At 62.6% G+C, this 19277-nt stretch carries 13 protein-coding genes, 1 tRNA gene and 1 pseudogene; 10 read left to right on the plus strand and 5 right to left on the minus strand.

All coding sequences use genetic code 11. From position 1 onward, the window contains the following. Window positions 1–338: 338 nt before the first annotated feature. Complete coding sequence (locus HMPREF2635_RS08690) at window positions 339–728, minus strand: heavy metal-responsive transcriptional regulator (protein WP_004601215.1); 390 nt, start codon at window positions 726–728, stop codon at window positions 339–341. A gap of 108 nt (window positions 729–836) precedes the next feature. On the opposite strand from HMPREF2635_RS08690, the gene merA reads away from it, so the two are divergent. From merA to HMPREF2635_RS08705, 3 genes and pseudogenes are all read left to right on the plus strand, one after another. Next, a complete protein-coding gene (merA, locus tag HMPREF2635_RS08695) occupies window positions 837–2261 on the plus strand; it encodes a mercury(II) reductase (protein ID WP_046648249.1) in 1425 nt (474 codons plus the stop codon). A 228-nt stretch (window positions 2262–2489) separates the two neighbouring features. Continuing rightward, complete coding sequence (locus tag HMPREF2635_RS08700) at window positions 2490–2972, plus strand: TlpA family protein disulfide reductase (RefSeq protein ID WP_083311901.1); 483 nt, start codon at window positions 2490–2492, stop codon at window positions 2970–2972. Continuing rightward, window positions 2969–3922, plus strand: a pseudogene (locus HMPREF2635_RS08705) (cytochrome c biogenesis CcdA family protein); the annotation flags it as partial. The gene HMPREF2635_RS08700 and the pseudogene HMPREF2635_RS08705, both read left to right, overlap by 4 nt. Before the next feature lie 249 nt (window positions 3923–4171). Here HMPREF2635_RS08705 and HMPREF2635_RS08710 read toward each other — a convergent pair. The 3 genes from HMPREF2635_RS08710 to HMPREF2635_RS08720 all read right to left on the minus strand — a co-directional run bounded on the left by HMPREF2635_RS08710 (window position 4172) and on the right by HMPREF2635_RS08720 (window position 8045). After that, window positions 4172–5458, minus strand: a complete 1287-nt coding sequence (locus tag HMPREF2635_RS08710) for an MFS transporter (protein ID WP_046648253.1) — start codon at window positions 5456–5458, stop codon at window positions 4172–4174. A gap of 46 nt (window positions 5459–5504) precedes the next feature. Continuing rightward, complete coding sequence (locus HMPREF2635_RS08715) at window positions 5505–6857, minus strand: dicarboxylate/amino acid:cation symporter (protein ID WP_070821597.1); 1353 nt, start codon at window positions 6855–6857, stop codon at window positions 5505–5507. 117 nt (window positions 6858–6974) lie between these two features. Beyond that, the gene (locus HMPREF2635_RS08720) at window positions 6975–8045 is read right to left on the minus strand and encodes a lipoate--protein ligase family protein (RefSeq protein WP_046648256.1); all 1071 of its coding nucleotides are present in this window, start codon (window positions 8043–8045) and stop codon (window positions 6975–6977) included. A gap of 470 nt (window positions 8046–8515) precedes the next feature. Between HMPREF2635_RS08720 and HMPREF2635_RS08725 the strand changes: the two genes are divergently transcribed. The 4 genes from HMPREF2635_RS08725 (at window position 8516) to nrfD (ending at window position 14892) form a co-directional block, all read left to right on the plus strand. Next, entirely contained in the window at window positions 8516–9349 is an 834-nt protein-coding gene (locus HMPREF2635_RS08725) for a PRC and DUF2382 domain-containing protein (protein WP_046648257.1), read from the plus strand. Between the two features lie 123 nt (window positions 9350–9472). Then, window positions 9473–12748, plus strand: a complete 3276-nt coding sequence (fdnG, locus tag HMPREF2635_RS08735; RefSeq protein ID WP_246824871.1) for a formate dehydrogenase-N subunit alpha — start codon at window positions 9473–9475, stop codon at window positions 12746–12748. A gap of 9 nt (window positions 12749–12757) precedes the next feature. Beyond that, complete coding sequence (locus HMPREF2635_RS08740) at window positions 12758–13801, plus strand: 4Fe-4S dicluster domain-containing protein (RefSeq protein ID WP_070821599.1); 1044 nt, start codon at window positions 12758–12760, stop codon at window positions 13799–13801. Further along, window positions 13798–14892, plus strand: a complete 1095-nt coding sequence (nrfD, locus tag HMPREF2635_RS08745; RefSeq protein WP_070821600.1) for an NrfD/PsrC family molybdoenzyme membrane anchor subunit — start codon at window positions 13798–13800, stop codon at window positions 14890–14892. Before HMPREF2635_RS08740 ends, nrfD begins: the two co-directional genes overlap by 4 nt. On the opposite strand, the gene selD is transcribed toward nrfD, so the two are convergent. Then, window positions 14882–15859 (minus strand): selenide, water dikinase SelD, encoded by a 978-nt coding sequence (gene selD / locus HMPREF2635_RS08750; RefSeq protein ID WP_070516789.1) that lies wholly within the window; start codon window positions 15857–15859, stop codon window positions 14882–14884. The two genes, nrfD and selD, sit on opposite strands and share 11 nt — an antisense overlap. A 35-nt stretch (window positions 15860–15894) precedes the next feature. Between selD and HMPREF2635_RS08755 the strand changes: the two genes are divergently transcribed. The 3 genes from HMPREF2635_RS08755 to selB all read left to right on the plus strand — a co-directional run bounded on the left by HMPREF2635_RS08755 (window position 15895) and on the right by selB (window position 19088). Next, window positions 15895–15989: transfer RNA gene (locus HMPREF2635_RS08755), tRNA-Sec, on the plus strand. A 24-nt stretch (window positions 15990–16013) separates the two neighbouring features. Further along, window positions 16014–17297 (plus strand): L-seryl-tRNA(Sec) selenium transferase, encoded by a 1284-nt coding sequence (selA, locus tag HMPREF2635_RS08760; RefSeq protein WP_070821601.1) that lies wholly within the window; start codon window positions 16014–16016, stop codon window positions 17295–17297. Further along, a complete protein-coding gene (gene selB / locus HMPREF2635_RS08765) occupies window positions 17298–19088 on the plus strand; it encodes a selenocysteine-specific translation elongation factor (RefSeq protein ID WP_070821602.1) in 1791 nt (596 codons plus the stop codon). The last annotated feature ends 189 nt before the right edge of the window (window positions 19089–19277 follow it).

The following is a 19277-nucleotide window of genomic DNA, read 5'->3' on the forward strand; positions in this document are numbered from 1 at the left end:
AAGGCGGGCCAACCCACCCGAAGAACCTGGTTTTCGCCTGTCGATCATGGTGGTGATGGTGCACAGAATTATGAACGCAAGGGCCCACCAACTACCTGCTCGCGAAGACTGTTCTTGTCCACCGGGAACTGTCTTATTTCCGTCTTCCCGTAGGGGACTATTTTTACTTTGGCTCAAAATGCACCAAAGGTATTATCCTCAACCGCCAAAATGTTACTTCCAGGTAAGAAATAGTCCCTATTTATAGATAGCTCCTGGCGGTTAATCCTGTCATCCTGGCTCTCGTCGAGCTGCAACTCTCGCATAGCGTGGTTGCTAAGGAGGTGTGCCCAATTGGATTACAAGTACCTACACACTTGATCGGTGCTGCACGTTTCAGGGTCCGGGTGTGCGGCGTCCTGTCTGAGGTCCGCGATAGTGTCGCGCAGCACGGAGAGCTGCGCGATCTGCTGCTCGATCTCAGCGAGGCGCACGTCAAGCAGGTCGCGCACGTGCTCGCAGGGCGCCTGGCCGCCGTCGCGGATGTCGAGGATCTGGCGGATCTGGGCGAGGGTCAGCCCGGCGGCCTGGCCCCGGTGGATGAACCCGACCCGACCCACGGCATCCTCGGCGTAGTCCCGATAGCCGGAGGCCAATCGCTCGGCCGGAGGGAGCAGCCCCGACTCCTCGTAGAACCGCAGGGTCTTGGTCGTGGTTCCGGTTGCTTCCGCAAGCTGTCCGATCCTCATGTTCGCCGATTCCCCTTCCAATGGCCACCACACTTGACCTTCCATTGTACTGGAAGGTTCACAATGGTTCCATAGGAACTTTTGAACCACAGGGAAGAGACATCTGGAATGACAAACGAAAAGTTCGATCTGGCGATTATTGGTTCCGGCGGCGGAGCGTTTGCGGCCGCGATCCGGGCCACCGGACTGGGCAAGCGCGTCGTGATGGTGGAGCGCGGCACCGTGGGCGGGACATGCGTGAACACGGGCTGCGTCCCGTCGAAGGCGCTCCTGGCTGCCGCGGAGGCCCGCCACGTGGCGTTGGATTCGGCCCGCTTCCCTGGGGTGGCGGCCTCGGCGGGCCCGGTGGACATGCCGGCCCTGATTCAGGGCAAGGCCGCGCTGGTTGAAAGCATGCGCACGGAGAAGTACGTCGATCTGGCCGCGGACTACGGGTGGACGATGATCTCGGGGGACGCGTCGTTCACCGGAACCCAGGACGCACCGCTGCTCCGGGTGATCTCCCCGGATGGTGCAGTGAGAACGATCGAGGCCGGGCACTACCTCGTGGCCACTGGCTCCGCACCCTACGTGCCGCCCGTTCCCGGACTGGCCGAGGCCGGGTACCTGACCTCGACGACGGCGATGGAACTGGACGAGGTGCCCGAATCAATGCTGATCCTGGGCGGAGGCTATGTTGCCCTGGAGATGGCACAGCTTTTCTCCCGGCTGGGCTCCCGGGTGACCATGCTGGTCCGTTCCCGGTTGGCCTCGCAGGAGGAACCGGAGGCATCCAAGGCGTTGGCGGGGGTGTTCGCCGACGAGGGGATCCGGGTGGTCCGGCGGGCCATGGCCGACTCCGTGGCCTCCGGCCCGGACGGGGTCTCGGTGACGGCAAACGTGGCCGGGGGCGAGGAGGTGTTCCGCGCTTCCCGCATCCTCGTGGCACTGGGCCGCCGCCCGGTGACCGAGGGACTGGACCTTGACGCCGTCGGGGTGAAGACCGGCGCATCCGGCGAGATCGTGGTCGATTCCCGCCTGGCCACGTCCAACCCGCGGGTTTGGGCCGCCGGGGACGCGACCGGCCATCGGGAGTTCGTTTACGTCGCAGCGGCCCACGGCGCCTTGGCCGTGGACAATGCGTTCACCGATGCCCTGGCCGAGGTCGACTACCGGCACCTGCCCCGGGTCACCTTCACCAGTCCCGCCATCGGGGCGGTCGGGATGACGGAAAAGGAAGCTGTCGCCGCCGGGATCAGCTGCGAGTGCCGGGTCCTCCCCCTGGAGTACGTGCCGCGAGCCGTGGTCAACCGCGACACCCGCGGCTTCATCAAGGTTGTCGCGGACCGCGACACCGGACGGATCCTGGGCCTCTCCGCGGTGGCCAAGGACGCCGGGGAAATCGCCGCCGCCGGCGTCTACATCCTCGAAGCGGGCATGACCACCGCGCAGGTCGCCGCCGCCTGGAGCCCCTACCTGACGATGGCCGAGGGCATCAGGATCGCCGCCAAGGCCTTCACCACCGACGTCTCCGAGCTCTCCTGCTGCGCCTGAGCTCCAAGCCCCCACTACCGAAGCAAAGGAATGCCCTGACCGCCACCGACCAGGCCCTCACCTATCTGTTGTCCCCGAGCACCACCGCACCGACCACGGTACCGCCTGAGTCCCCATCCCCATTCCTGGAAGGAACCACCAGACACTATGACATACCCGAGATCCCGCCGTTCTCTGTCCGTTCCCCGGCCCAGGCACCTCGCCTCCGCCCTGTTTCTGGCAGCGGTCATGGCACTGACAACCGCCTGCGCCAGCTCACCGAGCGGCCCGTCGGCCGCGCCAGGCGGTTCGTCGCCCGACGCGGCCGGTGCCGTTGCTGTTACGGTCTCCGACATTGACGGCACTACCCGGACCATCCCGGACGGTAAGCCCGCAGCACTGTTCTTCTTCTCTGCCGGATGCGGTGAGTGTGCGGAAGGGGCCGATTCCCTGAACAAGGCCTCCACGGCCCTGGGAAGCTCGGCCGACTACCTCCTGGTGGACGTGGACCCCCGAGAACCGAAGGAGACCATCAACGGATTCCGCGATTACATCAAGGCCCCTGAGCTCCCTGCCGTCATCGACACCGAGGCCACACTGACCACCCGGTACAAGGTCACCTCCATAAGCACCCTGGTGGTGGTCGACGCGAAGGGCGACGTTACCTTCCGGGCCACCGACCCGTCTGCGGAAAAGATCCAAGAAGAACTCACCAAGGCCGGTGCCCAATGACAGCCCTGCTTGCCCTGGCCTTCGCCGCTGGAATGATTGCCCCGGTCAATCCCTGCGGTTTCGCCCTCCTGCCCGCCTGGATAGCCCAGACCATCGGGGACGCCCGGACGCGCCCGCTCGCGCTGCGTCTGGCCCACGGGCTCCGGGCCGGACTCGCGCTCAGCCTCGGCTTCGCTGGGACCCTGGCAGCCTTCGGACTGATCGTCAGCGCGGGCGCCAGGACCCTGATCAGCGCAGCGCCCTGGCTGGGAATGGCCACCGGGGTGATCCTTCTCCTGCTGGGCCTGGCCATGCTCACCGGACTCACACCACGGCTCCGTCTGCCGGCCTGGGCCACGAAACCCCGCACACAAGAAGCCGCAGGGGCAGGTCACAAAACCGGGCGCATGGTGGCCTTCGGGATCGGATACGCCGCAGCATCCCTCGGCTGCACCCTCGGGGTGCTCCTGGCCGTGATCGCCCAAGCCCAGGCCGTCGCCAGCTACGCCGGGCTGCTCGCGGTCTTCGCCGCCTACGCCGCAGGCTCGGCCACTGTCCTGATGCTCGTTTCGGCAGGCACGGCCATCGCCGGGGCCGCCCTCGGGCGAAGAATCACCGGCCTGGCCAAGCACAGCAACCGCATCGCCGCCTTCATCCTCACCATAACCGGCGCCTACCTCAGCTGGTATTGGTATCCCGCCGCCACCGGCGGAACCGCACAGGCCAACAGCCTCGCCGTATGGTCAGCCGCCGCCAGCGCCTGGATCAGCGACAACAGCACCCTGATCGCAGCCCTCGCCGCAGCCGTGGTGCTCGCATCGGCATTGGCCGCCCTCAACCGGCGCAGGAGACTGCGCATCAGACAGGGAACGCCGCCCACAGGCGAGGGCCCCGGGCAAAGCGGGGAACCCGACTGCTGCACACCAACTCCGGACAATAACTCGACCGAGGACCGGCCAGGCACGATCCCGTGGCTGGCCGAGGACTCCCAAAAAGCAAGGGGGAGAGGGAACCTTGCCCATCTTCTGGCAAACGAGGCGCCCGCCTATCAGGACAGGTTGGTACAGCGGCATCAGGCCGGAAGTCAATTCGTGCGGCCCTGCTCGTCGTCTGAAACGACAATTCGGATCGCTAGCGGTCGGACGATTGACGCTGCCTGAAGCTCAAGTGTGGGTCGTTGATGGAAGTTACTACCAGGAGGGGGAGAGTGAGGCGGTGGGTTAGATCTCTTTTAGCCGATTCCGCTTGGAGGCGAAGAGAACGCCTCCGCCGGTGATAATCGCAGCGGCAACAAGGTAATACGCCGGGGCGAGTTGGTTGTCTGTTTTGTCAATAAGCCAGGTGGCGATCATGGGCGCTGTGCCGCCGAAGACAGCGTTAGCTGTGTTGAAGGTGAGTGCAAAGCCGGAAAGGCGAACATGGGTGGGGAACTGTTCGGAGAGGAAGGAGGGGAGGACGCCGTCGTTAAGCGCAAGCACGCCGCCCAGGCACACCTGGATGATGATGACCAGGAGAATCCCAGCGCCGTCTAGGAGCATGAAGGCAGGGACGATGAAGAGGCCCATGAAAAGTGCAGCACACAGCATGGTGGTGCGGCGTCCCAGGCGGTCCGAAAGCAGGCCGGTGAGAAGTGCGAAGCCGACATAGAACACGGAAGCGACGGAGGACGCTATGAAGGCAGGTGTCTCCGCCATGCCCAGCTCCTGGGAGAGGTAAGTGGGTAGATAGGTCAGGATGACGTAGAAGCCAATGGCGTTGAGAACCGCGCCCGAAAAGGCGATGGCCAGGGCCTTGGGGTATTTGATGACCTCGCGAAGAGGGGATTCTTCCGTGTCATCTTGATTCTCAAAGCGGGAAGACTCGTCGGCGTTGCGGCGAATCCACAGGCCATAAAGGCCCAGAGGTAGTGCGATGAGGAAGGGGACGCGCCAACCCCAAGAAATGAGAGCATCGTCGTCTAGTACGCCGGTGAGTAGTGCCGCGATGAGAGAACCCAGCAGCAGGCCTGATGCCGTGGCGGAAGGCACGATTGCGGCGTAGATACCCCGCTTATGCGTCGGAGCGATTTCCGCCAGGTGCGTGGCTGCGCCGGCATACTCGCCCGCTGCGGAGAAACCTTGGACCATACGCGAAAGCAGAAGCAGCAGAGTGGCGGCGAATCCGATGGTTTCATAGCTGGGCAGGAAGCCGATCACGGCTGTTGCCAGCGACATCATCGTGATCGATACCGTCAGGGTTTGAATTCGTCCATGTTTGTCACCAAAGTGTCCCCACACAATTCCCCCGAGCGGGCGGACGAGGAAGGAGAGTGCAAAGAGCGCGAATGTCATGATGAGCGCGCGGCGCCCTTCCATCTCCGGGAAGAAGACCCGGGAGATAATGGCCGACATATAAATGTAGGCCGCATAGTCGAACCATTCGATGAAGGTTCCTATGAAGGACGCCTTGATAGCGCTGCGGTGTTGTGTGGAATCGGGGTCTGGTGGTGCTTGGGTTGACGTGGACATAGCTTCCACCGTACAGAAACTATGTGTGTCCCACGTCACTTACTTTCTAAGCGTTCACGCTTTCCCGGTCGTTCTCGTCAGCGTTCATGATGTCATTGACGCCGCCTTCGGCAGCATCCCAGGTTGCCTGATCTTGGATGCCGGCGCGCTTGGCGACGATGGTGGCACACAGCGCCTGGCCGGTGACATTGACGGCGGTGCGGCCCATATCAATGATGGGTTCGATGGCAAGCAAGAGTCCGACGCCTGCCAGCGGGAGGCCCAGCGTGGAGAGGGTAAGCGTCAACATGACGGTGGCACCTGTCGTGCCTGCAGTAGCTGCGGAACCAATGACGGAAACGAAGATGATGAGGAGGTACTGGGTTGGGGAAAGGTCAATTCCGTAGAACTGAGCGATGAAGATGGCGGCGATGGCCGGGTAGACGGAAGCGCAGCCGTCCATCTTCGTGGTAGCGCCTAGCGGGATGGCGAAGGAGGCGTATTCGCGAGGCACGCCCATGGCCCTCTCCGTAAAGCGCTGAGTCACCGGCATAACGCCCATCGAGGAACGGGTGACGAAGCCGAGGGAGAAGACTGGCCATACGCGCTTGTAGAAGCCAATGACTGGAATTCGGTTGAAAGCCAGAACAGCAGGGTAGACCACGGCAATGACAAGGGCGAGTCCGACATACATCGCGAGGACGAACTTGCCCAAGGAGCTGAGCGCATCCCAGCCATAGGTGGCCACGGCTTTACCGATGAGGGCGGCGGTGCCAATCGGGGCGAGGCGGATGATCCACCACAGGACCACCTGGATGACCTTGAGGAAGGACTCGGTAAAGCGCAGGAAAGGATCGGCTGCCTTGCCGGCCTTGACCGCGGCGATGCCCAGGGCCAAGGAAATGACAAGGAGTTGAAGGGCGCCGAAGCTGAGGGAGACTTCGCCGTCGCTTAGCGAGGCCTTGAGTCCAAAGAAGTTGGAGGGGACGAGCTGCTGGAGGAAGGCGGTCCAGGAGCCAACGTTGGAAGGATCGGCGGCGGTGGAGGCGTCGACAGTCGTGCCTACGCCTGGCTTCATCACGAGGGCGACGAGAATGCCAGCCAAGACGGAGAAGAAGGCCGTGATGGCGAACCAAATAAGGGTGGAGATTGCCAGCGAGGCAGCGTTAGCCACCTTGCGCAGGTTAGCAACCGAGGTGACGACGGCCGCGAAGATGAGCGGCGGGACCATCACCTTGAGCAATTGGACGTACGCGCCGCCAACGCCGGACAGGGTATCGGAGAGCCACTCGGACTCCATGCCGGAGGCGATGAAGCCGAGGATCAGGCCGATGATGAGGCCGGCGATGACCTGGGCACCAAAGCCGGTGGCCCAAGAGGGCAGCGTGCGCGAGGATGCACGGGAGGAAGTGTCGGACACGAGATTTTCCTTCTAGACAGTGTTGTATAGAAATGGACCAAATGGTTCGGTAGATTTATACCGATCGGTTCACTAGAACTTATAACACCGTACGCTGCCCAGAAATTCCCCTGCAAATTATGGGATGCGCTTAGTCCACTCTTCGTTGAGGAATTTGGTGTCGACGAGGCGCCGGGCGGCGGCTAGGGAGTCGTCGGAAAGCTCAGCGTCGACGGCGCCGTAGCGGGTGGCGAACTCGCGTGCCATGGTGTCGATGATTTCCTCGCGGGGCACGCCGGTCTGGCGGCGCAGCGGGTCCACACGTTTCTTTGCGCTGGCCAGGCCCTTGGAGGAGACCTTGACCTTGCCGATGCGCAAGACTTCCATCATCTTGTCCGCATCGATGTCATAGCTCATCGTGGTGTGGTGGAGCACCGCACCTTTGCGGCGCTTTTGCGCGGCACCGCCAATCTTTCCGCCGTCCGAGGTGATGTCATTAATCGGCACGTACCAGGCGTTGACGCCAAGCTTGCCAAGTGCCGCGAGTACCCATTGGTCCAGGTACTCGTAGCTGGCCTCGTAGGAATAGCCGGCCACGAGCGAGTCCGGGGCGTACAGGGAATAGGTCACGCAGTTGCCGCCCTCCATGAACATCGCACCGCCACCGGAGATTCGGCGTATTGGAATGATGCCGTGCTTGTCGACGCCCTCCTGGTCCAACTCGTTGGCATAGGACTGGTAGGAACCGAAGACGACGGCGCGGTCCTCCCATTCCCAGAAGCGGAGCGTGGGCCCGCGCTTTCCTTCCGCGACTTCGTTGAGGAGGACTTCATCGAGGGCAACGTTTACTGGGGTAGGCAGAACTCCTGGGCGCAGAATCTCCCAGCTGTGGTCGGTGAAATCGGTGCCGCCTGACAGCGCGCGCTTGACCGTGACAGCTAGGTGGTGGGTGTCGAATCCGTGGAGAGCTACGGGTGAATCGATTCGCGCAAGCGCGGCATCGAGGCGGGATTGGATGTCCTCGGTGCTTGTGGCAGTAGTGATGCCGACCAGCGCTGGGGCTAGTGCCTCGTAGGCCTCTTCCGGTTCGAGGAAGAAATCGCCAGAGACCTTGGCTGCGGTAACGGTGCTGTCGGCGTCAATATCGAGATCGACGACGAGTAGTTTGCCGCCGGGGACTTTGAGCTCGAAGTGTTCAGTTTGGTTCATGGTGTTCAGGGTACTCAGGTATGGCGGTGTGACGATTGGGGGAGTAGACCATTTAATGAACTCGGAAACTGGGGCGGGGGTAGCTAACGTCTCTTGGCTGTGCCTTTGGGAATCGTAAGGGGTTGCGTAGAGAGTCGCTGTTGGGCGCTATGTTGCGGGCGCAAGTTAGCGCCTTAATGTTTCGTTCTAGGATATGGGGCGGGAGTGCAGAGTGGGGACTGGTGGGCGTTTGAGGTGCTCAAATAGTCTGTAATCTAATCGTTATAGCTAATATGACCTGCGGCTACGCGCGATTTTGACAAAAGAAGGGGATGCGGCGGTGGCGCATTGTAGTTTCGTCCGTATGGTGGGTGTCAATGCAAACGAAATAGCAAATCGTCCCCCAATCCCCTGGGATTTATGGGGGTAGAGATGAAAGCTATCGTTTGCCATCGAGATATAGACCAAATGTAGAAAGGTTTAGAGAAACAATGGGTAAGAACATCAAGGATCTGTTTAACGCAACCGCATACGACAAGGCCGGCGAGAAGCTGGGCTCCGTCAAGGAGGTCTTCGTCGACGAGCAGTCCGGTCAGCCGACTTTCGTTGAGGTCAACCACGGTCTGTTCGGTATGAGCTCCAGCTTGGTTCCGCTCCGTGGTCACGATTTCACCGGTGATGAGCTCAAGCTGGCTTTCTCTAAGGACCGCATCGAGAACGCGCCGGATTTTGACTCCGATAAGCCGCTGACTCCTGAGGCGCAGGCGGACATCTTCAAGCACTACGACCTCGAGAACGCACAGGACGTAACCACCTACCGTGACGAGCGTGATGAGCGCGCTGGCGTTGCCGGTGCTGGCGTAGCTGGCGCTGGTGTTGCCGGTGCTGGTGCAGGTGCACACGCTAAGGATGAGACTGCTGCTACCAGCAGCAACCTCACCAACAATGAGGGCGAGGTTATCCGCTCCGAGGAGCGCTTGGACGTCAACAAGGAGCGCGTGGCCACCGGCGAGGCGCGCCTGCGCAAGTACGTCGTGACCGATACCGAGACCGTCGAGGTTCCGGTTGAGCGCGAAGAGGTTCGCGTCGAGCGCACCCCGATTTCCGAGGCTGACGCTGCCAACTACACCGGCACCATCGGTGATAACGGCGCGGAGGAAGCTTCCGTCACCCTGCACGAAGAGCGCGTGAATGTAGAGAAGAAGACCGTCCCGGTGGAGAAGGTTAACCTTTCCAAGGAGACCATCAAGGACACCGAGACCCACACCGAGGATCTGCGCAAGGAGCAAATCGATACCGACGGCATCACCGAGACCCGCAAGTAATCTCGGTTAAGGGCTAAGAGGCTGGAGCTGCAAAGCTCCAGCTTTTCGCGTTTTGGGTTTGTTCAGTATTTTCTGGTCTTGAACAGGGTGGAAAACGCAAGGCCAAGCCAGTAGGTTTGAATCATGTCACGTTTTAGCCCACTGAATTGGCCCGTTGTGCGCCAAATCCGGAACAAGGATGCCTTCGGCCGCGACGTGTCCACGCAGTCGGCTAAGAGTGAAGACCTGCGCGGACGCACCGTTGACGCGGACCGCGTCGTCCAGTCGGTCTGCCCCTACTGCGCAGTGGGTTGTTCTCAGCGCGTTTATGTCAAGGATGACCGCGTCATCCAAATCGAGGGCGACCCAGATTCCCCGATTTCCCGCGGCCGCCTGTGTCCCAAGGGCTCTGCTTCTGAGCAGCTTATTAATTCCTCGACACGCATCACCACGATCAAGTACCGAGCGCCCTATGCCACCGAATGGCAGGAGCTCGACGAAGAAACCGCGATGGATATGATCGCGGACCGTTTCGTGGAGGCGCGCGCGAGGCACTGGGAGGACGTCGATAAGCACGGGCGTCGTCTCAACCGCACCATGGGCATTGCGGGCCTGGGTGGTGCGACGCTAGATAATGAGGAGAACTACCTCATTAAGAAACTGTTTACCGCCACCGGCGCGATCCAGGTGGAAAACCAGGCGCGCATATGACACTCCGCCACTGTTCCTAGTCTAGGAACGTCGTTTGGCCGCGGCGGCGCAACCCAACCGCTGCAGGATATGGCGAATGCGGACTGCATCGTCATCGAGGGTTCTAATATGGCGGAATGCCACCCCGTGGGATTCCAATGGGTCGTGGAAGCCAAGAAGCGTGGTGCGCGCATTATCCACGTGGATCCGCGCTACACACGTACGTCTGCCTTTGCGAACCGCCACATCGGCATTCGCGGAGGCACGGACGTGGTGCTGCTCGGCGCGATTATCAAGTACGTGCTGGATAATGACCTGTATTTCCACGATTACGTGGTGAATTACACGAACGCGGCGTCGATCATCTCGCCGGATTTCCAGGACACCGAGGATTTGGAGGGCTTGTTCTCCGGGTACGACGCGGAGAAAGGCAAGTACGTCACGGACTCGTGGCAGTACGTGCAAAAGCCTGAGGGCTCCTCGTGGAACGTGGAGAAGGACCTGACGCTGGAGGATCCGAACACGGTCTTCCAGATTCTCAAGCGCCACTACTCGCGCTACACCCCGGAGATGGTGGAGGAGACCTGTGGCATTTCGCCGGAGGACTTCTACTACTTGGCGGACTCGATTGCGCAGAACTCCACCCCGGAGCGCACCACGTGCTTCGCCTACGCGCTGGGCTTTACACAGCACACCCTGGGCGCACAGTTCATCCGTACCGCGGCGATCCTGCAGCTGCTCATGGGCAACGTGGGACGACCTGGCTCGGGGATCATGGCTTTGCGCGGGCACGCCTCGATTCAGGGATCGACCGATATTCCGACCCTCTTTAACTCGCTGCCGGGCTACCTGCCCATGCCGCACGCGGATCAGGAGACCTGGGAAGATTACCTGGATTCCTTCCGGCAGGAAGACCAGAAGGGTTTCTGGCAGCTGGGTGAGAACTACGCGGTCTCGCTCATGAAGTCCTACTGGGGCGACGCCGCAACCAAGGAAAATAACTGGGGTTTTGACCTCATGCCGCGCCTGTCCGGTGCGCACTCGACGTATGAGACCTTGTTGGCCATGCTGCGCAAGGAGGTGGAAGGCTACTTTGTCTTTGGCCAGAACCCGGCGGTGGCGCAGTCCAACGGCGGCATGCAGCGCCGCGGACTGGCCTCGCTGAAGTGGCTGGTTGTCCGCGATTTCCAGGAGATTGAAACGGCAAGTTTCTGGAAGGATTCGCCGGAAGTCAAGAACGGCGAGCTCAAGACCGAGGAGATTGCCACCGAGGTCTTCCTCATGCCTGCGGCAACGCACGTGGAGAAGTCCGGAACTTTTACCCAGACTCAGCGCATGGTGCAGTGGCGCTTCCAGGCGACTCCGCCGCCGGGCCAGGCCCGCAGTGAGGCCTGGTTCTTCTACCAGCTGGGCAAGAAGATTCGGGCGCGCCTCGCGGATTCAACTGATCCGCGCGATCTGCCGATCAAGTCTGTCACCTGGGACTACACCGAGGATGAGCACGGCGATCCAAGCTCGGATGAGATTCTGCGTGAGATCAACGGCTACTACCTTGATGGGCCTAAGAAGGGCCAGCTTTTGCCGGCCTTTACGGAGATGCGGGCCGACGGTTCCACCTCCGGCGGCTGCTGGATCTACACCGGCGTGTACAAGGACGGTATCAACCATGCCGCGAAGAAGGTTCCGGGTTCGGAGCAGAATGAAGTAGCACTCGACTGGGGTTGGGTCTGGCCGGCCAACCGCCGCATTCTGTATAACCGCGCCTCCGCCAAGCCGGATGGCACTCCGTGGTCGGAGCGCAAGAAGTACATTTGGTGGGACGAGGACCAGGGCAAGTGGGTCGGCGATGATGTCCCGGACTTCCCGGTGACCAAGCGCCCGGACTACGTCGCGCCTGTCGACGCCGTCGGCCCCGACGCCCTGGACGGTGATGATCCCTTCATTATGCAGCCGGATGGCTTGGGTTGGCTGTTCGCGCCGAAGGGGCTGTCCGACGGACCGCTGCCGACTCACTACGAGCCGCAAGAATCACCGGTGCACAACGCGCTGTACAAGCAGCAGCAGTCACCGACGCGCCTGACTATCAAACGCGCGGACAACCTTTCCCGCCCCGAGCCAGGGGAGCGGGGCGAGGACGTGTTCCCGTTTGTCTTCTCCACCTACCGTCTGACGGAGATGTACACCTCGGGCGCGATGTCACGCCGCCTGCCTTACTTGGCGGAGTTGCAGCCGGGGCTCTTCTGCGAGGTGGACAAGGAACTGGCCGCCAAGCGTGGATTGGTCAACGGCGAGTGGGCCACCATCGTGTCCCCGCGCGGCGTCATCGAGGCTCAGGTTTTGGTGACGGACCGCATGGAGATGCTCACCATCAATGGTGAGGACTTCCACCAGATCGGCTTGCCGTATCACTACGGAGAATCGGAGACCACCGAGGTGGCCGGCGATGGCGCCAACGACTTGTTGGGCCTGACCCTAGAGCCGAACGTGTTCATCCAGAACTCCAAGGTGGGGGCATGCGATATCCAGCCGGGCCGCCGTCCGCGTGGCGAAGCACGCGTCAAGCTGTTGCGCGAATACCAAGAGCGGGCGCACCTCACTGTAGATTCGGGTAACCGGATCCTCGATGTCTCAGACGCTTTCAGCACGGAAGAGAACACTGCTTCTGCAGAAAACACTGGTGATGATTCCACAGCTGGCAACGAAGCAGACTATGAAGGCAAAGAAAGCTAAGGAGGACTAATGGCTAATCTTTTCACCGAAAAGGCTGATCGGCATGGCTATGGGTCCTATCAGCGCATGGCGTTCTTTACCGATACCTCGGTATGTATCGGCTGCAAGGCCTGCGAGGTGGCGTGCAAGGAATGGAATCGCAACCCGGTGGAGGGTTATGCGGTCACCGGTAATTCCTATGACAACACCGGTGGGCTAGGCGCGAATACGTGGCGCCACGTGGCTTTCATCGAGCAAAACAACGAGCGTATTGAGCAGGCACGCGAGGACGGGCGCAAACTTGTCTCGCTGGGCCTGCCCACGGTGTCCGCACCGAGCGTCACCCCAGATACCGATGATTTTCGCTGGCTCATGTCCTCCGACGTGTGCAAGCACTGCACCAATGCTGGATGCTTGGACGTGTGCCCGACGGGCGCGCTCTTTCGCTCCGAGTTCGGCACCGTCGTGGTGCAGGACGACGTGTGCAATGGCTGTGGTACGTGCGTGGCCGGTTGCCCCTTCGGCGTCATTGAGCGCCGCGATGACGGCGGCGTGACGCTGAAGGCGGACAAGACCGCCACCGTGGATTATGAGGTCCCTGACCACGCGGGTGTGAACGTGCTGGCAAAGCTGAAGCAGCTGAAACCCCAAGGGCCTGACCATATTCCGGGGCAGGCGATGCCGATCAAGAATTTGGGCGTGGCTCAGAAGTGCACCATGTGTTATGACCGCCTCAAGATCGGCGAGCAGCCCGCGTGCGCTAAGACGTGTCCGACGGATTCCATCCAGTTTGGCCCTTACGAGGAGATGCTCGCTGCCGCGAAGGAGCGCGTCCGCGTCCTGCACGAGCAGGGGCTGACCGAGGCTCGTCTCTATGGCGCCAATTCCCAGGATGGGGTCGGTGGAACGGGTTCTATTTTCCTGTTGCTCGATTCCCCAGAGGTCTACGGGCTGCCGCCGGATCCGCGCGTGCCCACGGCGGATTTGCCGCAGATGTACAAGACCGCAGTGAAAGCTATCGGAGGAATGGCGCTGGCCGTGGCCGGGGCATTCATGTTGGGAGGCCGCAAGTGAGCGAGTTCGATGAGTACCGCCCGCCGCAGGAGCCTAGGCGCAGGCGAGACGGCGGCAAGAAGCGCCAGCGTGGACGAGTCGGCGCTGGGGCACAGGATGGTTCCAAAGAAGAGCGTATGGCGGAGGACTTCGAGTTCTCCTCGTATTACGGCAAGCCCGTAGTCAAGGCCCCGCCGTGGGAGTGGCCCATCGGCGGCTATCTCTTCCTCGGCGGCGTGGCCGGCGGTTCTGCGATGTTGGCCGCCGGTGCCCAGGCCACTGGGAACGCACCGCTGAAGCGCTCGACGCGGATGACGGCTTTCTCCGCGGCGTCGGTAGGCTCGGTCTTTTTGGTGCTCGACCTCGGCCGCCCAGAGCGCCTGCTCAACATGTTCCGCGTCTTCAAGGTGACCTCGCCGATGTCCATCGGCTCGTGGATCCTGGGCAGCTTCGCTTCCGCCGCGGCCCTGCCGGCGGTCGAGGAAGCGGACGAACTGGTCGGCGGTGTGCTGCCGAAGTCGCTTCGCCGCCTCCTCGATAAGGCGGCGGGTCCAGCAGGCGCTGTCGCCGGCGTGCTTGGTGGCCCGCTGGCGGGCTACACGGCGGTGCTGTTGGCCAACACGTCAAACCCGACGTGGAATGACGCGAAGAAGCATCTGCCTTATGTGTTCGTGTCCTCGGCTTCGGCTGCGGCGTCGGGTGCCGCCATGGTCTTTACCCCGGTGGAGAATGCTGGCGCGGCACGAGTACTCGGTATCACTGCCGCGGCGACCGATCTGGCCGCGACCCGTGTCATGGAAGCGAACATGGAGCCAGAGCCTCTGCGCCCGCTGCACGAAGGCACACCCGGGAAACTCATGAAGGCCTCCGAGGCGCTCATTGCCGCGGGCGGGGTGGGAACCGCAATCGCGTCGGTCACAAAGTCGCGCGCGGTGTCGGTGGTCTCCGGCCTGGCGCTTCTGGCGGGTTCTGCCTGCACTCGTTTCGGCGTGCTCAATGCGGGGTTGGAGGCGGTGAAAGATCCGTCGACAAGCATCGGCCCGCAGAAGCGCCGTGCTGAGGCCCGCCGCCAGACAGAAGGCCTCACGCACTCGACGGTGACTAGCGGATAGTAATGCGCGCCTCACCCGTCACGGTGCGCCCAATGACCGGATAGCCAGGAACCTCGCCGATGACCAGCAGGCCACCCGAGGTTTGGGCATCGGCGAGGAAGATCAAGTCCTCTTCGCTCAAGTCTGAGTCGAGGTGGGGGCGGACCCAATCCAGGTTGCGGCGCGAGCCGCCCGGGATGAAGCCCTCCGACAGGGCCTCCATGGCGCCGTCCACCGCAGGAACAGCGGAAAAATCCAGCTCCGCACCAATACCGGAGGCGCGGCACATCTTGTAGAGGTGGCCCAGAAGCCCGAAGCCAGTGACGTCCGTGGCCGCGCGCACGCCCGCGGCTACGGCGGCCGCGGCAGCGTCGCGGTTGAGCGTGGTCATGGAATCCACCGCGGCCTGGGAGACTTCACCGGTGGCCTTGTGCTTGTTATTGAGGATGCCCACACCGATTGGTTTGGTCAGCGTGATGGGCAGGCCCGCCTCGGCGGCGTCGTTGCGCATAATCTTGTCGGGGTGGACGATGCCCGTGGCAGCCAAACCATACGTGGGCTCCGGGGCAGTGATGGAGTGTCCACCAGTAATGGATATCCCCGCCTCGCTGGCCACATCCATGCCACCGCGCAGGACTTCGCGCAATACATCAAGACCGAGCTTCTCGCGCGGCCAGCCCACGAGGTTGATGGCGGTGATGGGAGTGCCGCCCATGGCGTAGACGTCGGAAAGCGCATTGGCTGCCGCCACCCGGCCCCAGTCATAGGGGTCGTTGATCATCGGGGTGAAGAAGTCCGCGGTGGAGATGACCGCGAGGCCGTTTGGGATGCGCACGGCGGCGGCATCGTCGCCGTCGTCAAGCCCGACCAGCACGTTGGGGTCCGCGGTGCCCACGAGGCCCGCGACGGCCGATTCGAGCTCTCCCGGAGGAATCTTGCAGGCGCAGCCGCCACCGGCGGCAAAGGAGGTAAGTGTGATGTCAGACATGGGGGCCATTCTAGCCGCGTGTATGGTGAGCAGACGGAGGCGTACGTGTCCTGGTGGGCGCCCCGGTCTTCAAAACCGGTGAGGCCGAGTATCTCGGTCTGGCAGGTTCGATTCCTGTCCGTCTCCGCCATTAGCGCAGCTAGGAGGAACTTTGATGACTGACCCCCGCCGCTTCATCCCGAAGATGGATGAAATCCTCCAGTACCCAGCGGTGCAGGACGCCCACCAGCGCTTGGCCCCGCACTCGGTCCGGGCGACCATCGATGCCGTGCTTGCCGACGCCCGCTCCGGCTCCCTCGACCCCACCCGCATTCAAGAGGAGCTGGCCGACAGGCTGGAAGTAGCACAGCCCTATTCCTTGCGCCGCGTCATTAACGCCACGGGCGTGATCATCCACACGAACCTGGGCCGCGCCCCTTTGCCGCCGGCAGCGGTGGATGCGCTCGTGGCAGCAGCTGGCTATACGGACGTTGAGATGGATTTAGACAGCGGCCTGCGCTCACGGGATAGGGGCCGTGGCGCGGTCGACGCTGTCTTGGCTGCCTGCCCCGGCGCGGAGGATGCACTGGTGGTCAACAATGGGGCATCCGCGCTGTTGCTGGCGACCGCCGCCTTGGCCCCGGACAAGGAGGTCATCATTTCCCGCGGCGAACTTATTGAGATTGGTGCGGGCTTCCGTCTGCCGGAGCTCATCGAGTCCACGGCCACACGGCTGCGGGAGGTGGGCGCGACGAACCGCACCCACGTGGCGGACTACGAGCGGGCGCTCGGGGAGAACACCGGGGCGATTCTCAAGGTGCATCCCTCGAACTTCTTGATCAGTGGGTTTACGTCTTCTGTGTCGGTTGCAGCCCTGCGCAGACTCACAGATCTGCCGCTCATCGTGGATATCGGCTCAGGGTTGCTCGCACCCGATGAGGTGCTTCCTGAGGAACCCTCCGCCAGCGAGGCTCTTCGGGATGGCGCGGACGTAGTGCTCTTCTCGGGGGATAAGCTCCTCGGCGGACCGCAAGCCGGCGTGCTTGTGGGAAAGAAGGAAGCGATCGCCGCGTGTAAGAAACATCCGCTGGCGAGGGCGGTGCGCATCGACAAGCTGCGGCTTAACGCGCTCGAGGCCTCCCTTGCCACTCCCTCCAACGCCGTGCAGGATGCGCTGCACACTGACGCTAAACGTCATCGCGAGCGTACCGAGAAGGTCGCCGCGGCGGTGGGCGGCGAGGTTGTCGAGCATGCCGGGCGTGTGGGCGGCGGCGGGGCGCCCGAGGTACCGCTGCCGGGCTGGGCTGTGGCGTTGCCAGAGGAGCTGGCGCGTCCACTGCGGTTGGGCGAGCCTCCTGTGGTGGCACGCGTGAACCAGGGACGCTGCCTGGTGGATGTGCGCTGCGTGCCGGAGGCGCAGGACGCGGAGCTTATTGCTGCGATTCAGGCGGTGATGTAGGTGTACGTTGTGGCGACCGCCGGGCATGTGGATCACGGAAAGTCGAGCCTGGTGAAGGCGCTGACGGGAATGGAGCCGGATCGTTGGGAGGAAGAGAAGCGGCGCGGCCTAACCATTGACTTGGGCTTCGTGTGGATGAAGCTGGACTCCGGCGCTGACGTAGCTTTTGTCGATGTGCCGGGGCACGAGAAGTTCCTGGGCAACATGCTGGCCGGGGTGGGGCCCGCGCCGGTGGTGCTCTTTGTCGTGGCGGCCGATGAAGGGTGGCAAGCGCAGTCCACCGACCACCGGGATGCCCTGCGCGCCGTGGGAATCGAACACGGCGCGGTGGCGCTGACCCGCGCGGATAAGGCAGACGCTGCCCGCCGCGCTGAGGTCACCGCGCAGGTCAAGGCAGAGCTGGCGGGAACAGCGCTTGCCGACGCTCCCGTGGTCGAAGTCTCCGCAAAGACCGGCGAGGGCGTCGAAAAGCTTCGCGCCGAGTTAGACCAGGTGCTCGCCGCTATGCCCGCGCCGGATTGCCAAGCACGCGTGCGGTTGTGGGTCGATCGCGCCTTCAGCGTGAAGGGTGCTGGCACCGTGGTGACGGGAACGCTGGCGGCGGGGACTGTCTCGGTGGGGGATGAGATGGAGCTTGGCGGGCAACTCGTGACGGTGCGCGGAGTGCACAGTGAAAACACGTCGGTGGACAGCGCTGGTCCGGTTACGCGTGTAGCGCTCAACCTCCGTGGGGTGGCCGCCGACCAGGTTCATCGCGGGGATGCACTGTTGAGCCCCGAGCGGTGGCGGGTGCTTGATACCGTGGATATTCGCCGCACTTTTGGGACCGCGATGACCGAGCTTCCCCAGAACCTCGTGGTGCACATTGGCACGGCGGGGGTCGGTGCCCGTCTGCGGCCTTTAGGCGGTGAATTCGCGCGGTTGACACTGGAAAGCCCGCTACCTCTCACGCTGCTCGATAGATTCGTGGTGCGCAGCCCCGGCGGGCGGCACGTGGCGGCGGGCTTCGAAGTCGTGGACATGCACCCGGCTGAGCTGCGCAGACGTGGTGATGCGAAGAAGCGCGCAGCTGAGCTAGAAGTTTTAGAACCGGCGAACCCGTCCGAGTGGCTCAAGCGCTGCGGCTACGCTGCATATGAAGACCTCGTGCGCGATGGCTTTTCGGTAGAGGAAAAGCCGGCAGGAGTCATCGAACTCACTCAGTGGTGGATTGCCGCCCGCCAGGTAACCGCATGGAAGAATGCCCTCGTTGAGGCTGTGGGAGCACATGCTGCGGCGAACCCGCTGTCCCCGGGACTGACGAAAGCGGCGGCCATGGACGCGCTGAACGTGTCGGAGCCGTCCCTGCTGGGACTGGCGGTAGCAGCCGCCAAGCTCGAATCGGTCGATGGCGTGCTGCGCGTGCCCGGACAGACCGTCGACCTTGGACCTGCGGAGAGGGCCGTGGCTGAGCTTGAGCAACGCCTGCGCGCTGAGCCTTTCGCCGCCCCGGAGGCTGCGGACCTCAAGGAATTGGGACTGGGCCCCAGGGAGCTCGCTGCGGCCGAGCGCGCCGGGCGCGTGCTCCGGCTGGACAAAGGCGTTGTGCTTTTGCCTTCCGCTCGGCGCGAGGCACTCAGCGTGGTTGCGCAGTTGGAACAGCCCTTCACCCTCTCGGAGGCGCGACAGGCTCTGGGAACGACGCGCCGGGTTGCTATTCCGCTCTTAGAGCACCTCGATGCCACCGGCGCGACCCGTTTGGTGGACGGAAAGCGCTTTGCATTCAGTGAAGAGGCAAAGGAACCACAATAAAGGCACCATTTGGGCGCGGTATTCGAAGAAATCCCAGGTCGTAACATTAGTTACGGCGCATAAGGTTCCAGTTAAAAGGTGCCTTTGGGGGCCATTGAGAAAACTGGAAGGGTGCAAGTGTCTTCAATGGCTTAACGGTGACCGTCATTGACGGTCACCGTTATGTTTTGTAGGGTGAACCCATGATTC

Origin of the sequence: Corynebacterium sp. HMSC035E02 (assembly GCF_001836065.1) — a bacterium.
Classification (GTDB): Bacteria; Actinomycetota; Actinomycetes; order Mycobacteriales; family Mycobacteriaceae; genus Corynebacterium; species Corynebacterium hiratae.